The sequence below is a fragment of the Zhongshania sp. genome (assembly GCF_041584495.1).
In the GTDB taxonomy this organism is placed as follows: domain Bacteria; phylum Pseudomonadota; class Gammaproteobacteria; order Pseudomonadales; family Spongiibacteraceae; genus Spongiibacter.
This window is the reverse complement of the sequence record NZ_JBFHDY010000033.1, coordinates 22257-30642: the sequence shown is the minus strand read 5'-3', so window position 1 is coordinate 30642 and position 8386 is coordinate 22257. Positions and strand designations below refer to the sequence as shown.

Here is an 8386-nt window from a genome sequence, read left to right as displayed (position 1 = left end):
TGAGTGATGGCAATGACTGGCGTGAACGCGCAGCGGAGGCCTTGGCGGAATTTCGTGCCGCTAGGGGAATGAACTTGGACAAGGTGGCACTTGAGAACCCCTTGTTGCTGGCGGCGCTGCTCGTCAGGCTGGGCGATGCTGATGGCTGTGTGGCGGGTTCTGTAGTAACCACTGCCGACGTATTGCGTGCAGGTATTCAGGGGCTAGGTTTGGCTAAAAGCGCAAAGCAGGTGTCCAGTATCTTTATTATGGCACTGGGTGACGGACGTTTACTCAGTTTTGGCGACTGCACCGTGAATCCTGATCTCGATAGCGCAGCCCTTGCCGATATTGCCTTTTGCAGTGCGAAGAGTCATGAATTGCTAACCGGCCAGACGCCAAGCGTCGCGCTGTTTTCATTCTCGACCAGAGGCTCCGCCGAACACCCCAATGTTGAGAAAGTTAGAGCCGCGCTGGGACACGTGCAAGTTGCGTGTCCGGAGTTAGCGGTTGACGCCGAAATGCAATTTGAGGCGGTCTTGGTGCCGGAAATTGCTTAGAAAAAGCGCCGAACTCGGTCGTTGTAGGTAGGGCCAGTGTATTTATTTTTCCAGATTTAAACGCAGGCAATATTGGCCTACAAAATCGTGGAGCGGATTGGCGGTGAAAATGCAATTGGCCGAGTTCTGCAGGGCTTTGCCAAACCACGGATGGACTTATCCTGTGGTAGCTCGGCCGAAGATGTCGCGGATGTTGCGGTTATAGCGGCGGTGCTGGCGAAATAGTTAAAGTTAGTTTGGTGGGCTTCGCTTATTGAGTAGTGGGGTGATTAATGGTGTTTCCGGAAGGTGAGTATTCAGAATAAATCTATTCCATTAATTTGATCAATTGCCCTAGCTGGTTTTTAAAAAGTATCTTTGTCTAATGTGCCGGGCTGGGCGCAAGGCCGTGTTATATGCCTTCGCGCCAAGAGTAAGAATGAATGCTTACATTTCTTGTTTTACACCAAAAAATATGAGCTCGTGTCAGCTGTGTTGGCGAATGGTTTTTGTTCGGCGTTGGTGTAATAGATCACTACACTTAGCCTGATTCGAAAGCCCTTGTTGAGTTTGTCGGCCGTCGCCGAAAGTGAGTGTGCTGCGCATATTTTGGATTGGTCGGAATGAGAGGATTCGAACCTCCGACCCCTGCGTCCCGAACGCAGTGCTCTACCAAGCTGAGCTACATTCCGCCTGTTGTTACTGGTATGTGTGCTGTGCAGACCGTTAACTATATCAAAGTGTATTTCTCGCCTCAATTTTGGCTTTGTGGTAGTGCGGGGTTTGCTAATTTAATGAGCGAGTAAAGCGTTGTGGAGAAAATTTCATTAATGTTTTCTATGAGAACATTGGTTAATTCCTTGTAACAAGCTAGGATGTGGCTCATAAATAATAATTTATTGGGGAGTGTTTTATGCTGCGTCTACAGGCGTGGGGGGTGGGAGTGGCGGCGTTATCGCCGTTATTGCTTGGCTCCGGCTTCTTGCTCGCGGAGTCATCGACGACGCCCCGTGTTAAAGCCGTGCTCGAAGAGGTAGTGGTCACGGCCCGCCGAAGGGAAGAAAACCTCCAGGAAACGCCACTGGCAGTGACGGCCTTGGGCTCAGGCTACTTAGAGGCGATGGGGGTTAGCTCGATTTCCGATGTTGAAACCCTCAGCCCGAGCCTGCAATTTTCGCAAACCAATTACAAAGCGCCGGCGATTTTTATTCGCGGTATTGGCCAGCGCTCAGGTAACCCAGTTCTGGATCCAGGTGTTGGCATTTATTTAAACGGGGTATATGTGCCGCGCTCGGACGCGCAGCTCCTTGATGCGGTAGATGTGGCAAATATCCAAGTACTGCGCGGCCCGCAGGGCACGCTGTTTGGTAAAAACAATATTGGCGGTGCGCTGCTGGTGGACTCGAAGCGTCCACATGCCGGTGCACTGGAATTGTTTTTTAGGCTTACGCTGGGCAGCGAGGGCCGTAAAGACGCCAAATTGAATGCCAATGTGCCGTGGGCAGGGGATAAAATCAGTACGCGTTTTGCACTCAGTTCCAAGCGTAGCGACGGCTATATTGATAATGTGGCGTCTGATCATAATTTGTTTGATGAAGACCGGGTGGCGGTATCTCAGCGGACTATTTGGGACGTTAACGACAGTTTTGAAGTGGATTTTTTTAGTTTCCTCAGTCGCATAGACGAGCGCGGTACCCCCTATAACTGCCAATTCCAAAACAGCGGGGCAATCTTGACGCAGGGGGTTTATCGCGGCGACGGCGGTGAAAACTTGCAGGCGGCCTGTGATGCCAGCACGGCCTTGGCAGACCAGTTTGCCGTGAGTCAAAACGACGATGATGCGGTATACGCTATCGATAACCAGATGCACGCCCTGACCCTGCGCTTGCCGGTGCTGGGCTTTGATATGGAAAGCATTACCAGCTACGCCTTTCAGAATAATATTCGCATCAGTGGCGATTCCGACGGCACCGCAGTGCGCAGTGTTAGCGTGGGGCCAAATGCCGGTAATGTGGTGTTTGCGGGCGGCGGCATGACCGCGCCAGACGCCGAGCGCAATCAATTTACCCAAGAACTAAAGTTTAATGGCAGCCTGCTCGACGATACCTTGAACCTGACCTTTGGTGTGTTCTACGCACGGGAGGAGTTGACGAATACCCTTGATGGTACCGACGTTGGTGACAACGGCTTGGTTGGGATTCCCGGTAGTGCCGCAGTAGATTTGCCGGTGCCGGTACCGCCGGATTTGCTGCTACCGGTGCAGGCCAATACAGCTTCGCTGGCGGATTACGAAAACGAAACCAAGGCGATTTTTGCCCAGGCGTCATGGGACGTTTACGACTGGCTACAAATGACGCTAGGTGTGCGTTATACCGAGGAAGATCGCCGCAGCGTGCACACCATGGTGGTGCCGGACTACGACGAGTACGCTAACCGTCTCAATGCTCAAATTGGCAGTAATCTGGCGATTATTAGTCCTGTTGTTCATGTGATGGATGGTATTTACAGTCCAGTGAGTCGCGACCAGTACTTTGCTTATCAAGCCCCGGAAGTACCCTTGGTGTTCTTGCCGTCGATTGCGGGCAGCACTCGTTTTTCGGAGTTTACGCCATTGCTGACGGCGAATATGATTGCGCCGGATAAGCTCGTCAATAGCTTAAACGTAGATAGTTTGATTGCTTACGTAACCATTAGTGACGGTTTCAAATCTGGCGGCCTCGACGTGCGCTCCACCCAAACTGGATCAAATATTCAGCAATTTGAACCCGAGCAGGTGCGCAATACCGAGATTGGTGTGAAGATTGATGCCTTAGATCAGCGTTTGCGTTTTAACGTGGCAGCGTATCAGCTCGACTATACCGACCTACAAGTGGCGCTGTATGAGCGGGGCAATACCAATACGGAAGTGGTGCAATTCACCGGCAATGCAGGTAAAGCCGTGGTTGAGGGTTTCGAGGTCGAGCTCACTGCGCTACTGGACAACTGGACGATCAATGCCAATGCGGGCTATACCGACGGCGATTTTATTGAATACAATTTAGGTACCAATACTGCTGACGGTTTCGCTATTGTCGATCGCAGCGATGAAGCCTTTCCGCAAGTGCCACAGAATGTCCGGGGTATGGTGGTGCAGTACGATATACAGACCGAGTTCGGTTTATTCGTGCCCAGCCTGCAATATTATTACTCTGACGAGATTTTTATTGGTACGGATTATCTCAGTGGCGACTATGACAGCTCCTTCATTGATCAGTACGAAACCTTCAATGGTCGTCTTATGTGGGAAGCGAACGAACGCCTAAATGTGAGTGCCTATATGAATAACCTCAAAGACACGCCCTATTTTGTTGGCGGTATTGCGGTGACCAGTGTGATTGGCGTAGCGAATAGAGTACCGGGTGCACCCCGTCACTTTGGTCTTGAAGTGAGCTACCAGTTTCAGTAAGGGAATACATTATGAAAAAGCTGTTGGGCCTGACATTCCTGGTCTTATTATTACTAAGCGCCGTGGTGCTATGGCGAGGCGTGCAATTTGGGCTTGAACCCGAGCCACTCGAAGCCGCCACGATACTTGAGTGGGATGCGCCCCGAGCCCTTGCCAACATAAGTGCAGCAATACAAATTGCCACTGTTTCTCGCGGTGCAGATATTCCAGTAGACGCCGCGGTTTTTGCTGATTTTCACGCCTTTCTTACTCAGCGCTATCCCCTGGTTTTTAGCCAGCTCGAGGTCGAGGTTTTGGCTGGCCAATCACTCTTGCTGCACTGGCGGGGGGAGTGGCGAGCAGCGGCCAGTGATGTTTTTGGCTCATCAAGATGTGGTGCCGGTCGCGGTCGGTAGTGAAAATGAGTGGACTCATCCACCCTTTGCGGGGGTGGTGGCCGATGGATTTATTTGGGGGCGGGGCGCGCTCGATGATAAAGGTAGCTTAATTAGCCTGCTAGAGGCGGCTGAGCGTCTACTGGCGGAGGGTTTTGTGCCTGAGCGCTCTATATATTTTGGCTTTGGTCACGACGAAGAAGTGGGTGGCCAAGGCGCGAAGGCCATGGCAAAGATCCTGGTAGATCGCGGTGTACGTCTTGGCTTTTTACTGGACGAAGGCGGCTTTGTGACCAAGGGCTTGATTCCGGGGGTGGAGGGTCGGGTAGCGCTGATTGGGCCAGCGGAAAAAGGTTACACTAGCTTAAAAATCAGCGCGCAAGGCTTGGGTGGTCATGCCTCCATGCCACCACGGCACACGGCTTTAGGTTTGGTGGCGCGGGCAATTAACCGGCTAGAGAACCACCCGTTTCCGGCAGATCTCAGCTTTACCCGGGAAACCATTATGGCGCTGGGGCCTGCGGCGCCTTTTGTACAACGAGTCGTATTCGCCAATTTGTGGCTATTTGGCCCATTAGCGGAAGCGATGTTGTCGGCGATACCGGCAACCAGCGCCGGTATTCGAACCAGCACCGCCGCAACAATGATGACGGCTGGCGTAAAAGACAATGTCTTACCTCAGCGTGCCGAGGCAGTGGTTAATTTTCGAATTTTGCCCGGTGACACAGTGGATTCCGTTATCCACTACGTGACAACGGTGATTGACGACCCCGAGGTCACCGTGTCCCGCTATAGTGAGTTTTCTAATAATCCGTCGGCAGTGGCGCCGCTCGATGCCCCGGGGTTCAAACTATTAAGCCGCTTAATCCGAGATGTGCGGCCTGATACCTTGGTAGCTCCTCGGATCGTAGTGGGGGCGACGGATGCCCGTCATTTCGAAGCGGTTAGTGACGCCAGCTACCGTTTTCTAGGACTTGAAGTGGGGCCAGAAGAGTTGGCGGGAATGCATGGCACCAATGAACGTGTGTCTACTGCTAGCTTTATTGATTCGGCGCGCTTGTATTATTTGCTGATGAGGCGTTCCGCCGAGCTTTAATTGGGTGTGTGCCTAGTGTGCAGTAGCCCTTAATTGGGGCAAAACGCTGACGTTTTTTGCAACTTTTGCGCAGATACAAGGAAAATATCGGTTATTGTCGGCTTGAATTTAATTAATTTTGTAGTTTTGTGGTTTTTTAATTGTAAACTGTTGATTCTATTAATTGCTTGCAATATTCATCTATAAGCGCTCTTTAGTCATGCTCGACGAGGCGCATATTTGTATCTCAACGCCATGGTAGCGAGAAATGTCATCTGCCAACAAGCCTGCGACGTATCGGTCTACATTTGCGTTTTCGGCCGGTTTTTTACTGCTGATCAGCGTATTGAGCTGGCTGTCGATTTTTTTACCGGTTAATCACGCTATTTATGATCGGTTTCTTACGCTTGGCTCCCCGAATACCGATAAGTCAGTATTAATGGTCAATATTGCCCCTGATTCTGATTTTCAGGGTGGTGAGCAATGGCGGGAATTACTTGAGCAGTTATTTGATCGGGGTGCTAAAGCGGTAGTGCTGCTCAGTCAGACCGAGGGCGATGAGTCATGGTTGCAGGACTATAAAGACAAGCGCGAGCTTATTGTTGCGTCTCAGCTGCGGGTCAATGAGCTGGGTGAATACAGCCCTATGTTGCCAAGTCGCAGCGCCTATATTAGCCCTCCAGTCAAACTTGCTTATGCCTATCGGCAATGGCTGCCTGTTGTTAATGGCGCGAACGGCCTCGTTTATGAAGGTTTTCAACGCCGTTTGACGGGCAGTGCGCTCATCGAGCCATTGAACATCAATTATTGGGCGACGGGCTTGATCCCCGAAATATCGGTAGACCGCTTGCTGGACTTTGGCTTAATTAAGGAGTTGGTACAGGGCAAAGTTGTTTTGGTTGGCGATGCTCCTACAGCTGGTGTGCCAGGCTATTCGGTACCAATTAATGAATACGCAGATGGCTTGAGCGAATTGCATATTCAAGCCTATATCACCCATAGCGTGCTCAGCGACAAAGGCTTGCTTTACCTCCCCACCATCCAGGCACTGCTTTTTTCGACCTTAATTCTATTTGTCTTTGTGGCCTGCCTTTTGTGGGTATTACCACGGCAAACAATCCCCGTCAGCCTGCTGTTTTTTATCGTATTTTTATCGCTTACTTGCTTGGCTGCGGTGCGGTGGCAATTGTTGCTGCCAATTACCGAGGTATTGCTGGTCCTGTTTGGTGTTCTGTTGTATTTGATTAATCAGCGTTATCGCAATGAGCGGCAGCTGGTGTCTGAGCTCGTGGCGGAAGCCCACGCAATGCTTGCTGAAAAAATCGTGCCGCAACCGCTGTTGGTCAGTGATGAGCGCTGGCAGCGAATGATGGTCTTTGTTGGTCAGCAACTACTTATAAGTCGGTCGGTATTTCTGGAACTCGATGAGGGCAGCAATCGCTTAAAAATCGCGCAATTTTATAACTCTAGCGCCAAGGATATTGAAGAGCGGCGCCGAGATTACGGTCGCTCCCCGTATGTTGAAGCGCGTAATGCTGGCGTGCCAGTGAAATCAGTTAAACGACTCTTTTTTAAGTTGAATCCCGATGAGGAAGAGTGGATCGTACCGCTTTACTATGCGGGTATTCTGCTGGGCTTTTGGGTGGTAACTGTCACGAGTAAATCTTATGAATCGGTTAAAAATCTCACGGCGATCATGAATGATATCTCGGAGCGAATCTCTGAGCTGCTATTTCATAGCAGCAAGGTCTCGGTGGGCGACCGTCGCAGTGGTCTGCGTCGTCAGCTTACTAATATCGACCGAGTAAGTCATATTCAAGGTCAAGTGAAAAGCGTATTTAAGTCTGTTTTTACACGGATGAATGTCTTAGAAAATATTTCTAAGCATTCCAGCACCGCCTCGGGTATGTACAGTTTGTTTGGCAATCTGCTGTACGCCAATTTGCAATTTGAAGATATTGCTCGAGCACTCAAAATCGATATTTATAAGAACTCCGTTATCGATATTTTGACCCAGGTTAGCGAATTAGACATGGTCACGGCCGGTAGCTATTTGTTTGAAGTGCTCCATCACGAAGAGCGGTTGGAAATCCCTATGGAGCAAAAGGTACGGGGACGTCAGTACGCTATTCGAATTATGCCTTTGCATATTGAAGCTGAACAGTGGCAGGGCGAGGCGGGCAGCGCTAATCGCCCGACCGGGGTTATTTTGGAATTAATCGACATCAGTTCCAGTAAAGAAAGTTCAGAGCTAGAGCAGGATAGACTGCACTATTTCTCCGACAATCTTAGGCTTAAATTACTGAGTATTTGGCGGCGAGATTACGACCTAGAAGGCGCGGCCGATGAATCTGACGAGCTGAAATTAGAACGCGATCGCCATAATGAACAAATGGCTAAAACCTTAGAGGCTATCGAAAAGGTCAGCAGTGGTTTTGAGTTAAAAAAACGTGAGACCGAACCACAGAATATTTGTAAAACGGTGCAGCGTGTATTAGAGAAAAACGAAGATGATCTGGCGCGACGTCAATTAACGTTCAGCCTTAAAAAGCCTGTGATTAGCCCGCTGGTCTGGGCCAAAGACCAAGATTTGAAGAACTTACTGCAGTCTGCGGTTAACCTATTATGCGACGATGCACTAGTGAATACGGATATTTCGATAGAAATTAGCGAGTTTTGGGACGGCGATAGTCGGGGCGCTAAGATAAATTTGAGCAATAAGGGCTATGGAATTCCCGGTGAAGAGTTTGAAAAAATTGCGCAAAAGTTAATCGGCGGTGAGATTAGCGCGGAGTCTCACAGTAGTTTAAGGCGGTTTTTGGAGCGAAAAAGCACGGTCGAGAATTGGGCCGACATCGACATCAGTACGGCGCTGGGTAGGGGCTATCAAATACAGATTAGCCTAGAAGGTTTCTCCATCAATAATTTGACTGCGGGAAGTCAAAAGTGATCTTGGCGCTCCAACACTGTGGTG

6 protein-coding genes and 1 tRNA gene are annotated in these 8386 nt (G+C 50.1%); 6 read left to right on the top strand and 1 reads right to left on the bottom strand.

The features are described 5' to 3' along the window. A partial coding sequence (locus ABYP33_RS07890) for a phosphate acyltransferase (protein WP_373090198.1) occupies positions 1-539 on the top strand: 539 nt, incomplete at its 5' end. Between the two features lie 72 nt (positions 540-611). Continuing rightward, positions 612-764, top strand: coding sequence for a phosphate acyltransferase (locus ABYP33_RS07885; protein ID WP_373090196.1), 153 nt, complete (start codon positions 612-614; stop codon positions 762-764). A 369-nt stretch (positions 765-1133) separates the two neighbouring features. Here the strand turns inward: ABYP33_RS07885 and ABYP33_RS07880 are convergent. After that, positions 1134-1210 (bottom strand) — tRNA-Pro (locus ABYP33_RS07880). Between the two features lie 221 nt (positions 1211-1431). Here ABYP33_RS07880 and ABYP33_RS07875 point away from each other — a divergent pair. From ABYP33_RS07875 to ABYP33_RS07860, 4 genes are all read left to right on the top strand, one after another. Then, on the top strand, positions 1432-3963 hold the full coding sequence (locus ABYP33_RS07875; protein ID WP_373090193.1) for a TonB-dependent receptor: 2532 nt from the start codon (positions 1432-1434) through the stop codon (positions 3961-3963). Between the two features lie 11 nt (positions 3964-3974). Next, positions 3975-4358: a hypothetical protein gene (locus ABYP33_RS07870; RefSeq protein WP_373090191.1), complete on the top strand. Its 384-nt coding sequence runs from the start codon at positions 3975-3977 to the stop codon at positions 4356-4358. Further along, positions 4315-5433, top strand: a complete 1119-nt coding sequence (locus tag ABYP33_RS07865; RefSeq protein ID WP_373090200.1) for a M20/M25/M40 family metallo-hydrolase — start codon at positions 4315-4317, stop codon at positions 5431-5433. Before ABYP33_RS07870 ends, ABYP33_RS07865 begins: the two co-directional genes overlap by 44 nt. A 247-nt stretch (positions 5434-5680) precedes the next feature. Next, the gene (locus tag ABYP33_RS07860; protein ID WP_373090190.1) at positions 5681-8362 is read left to right on the top strand and encodes a hypothetical protein; all 2682 of its coding nucleotides are present in this window, start codon (positions 5681-5683) and stop codon (positions 8360-8362) included. The last annotated feature ends 24 nt before the right edge of the window (positions 8363-8386 follow it).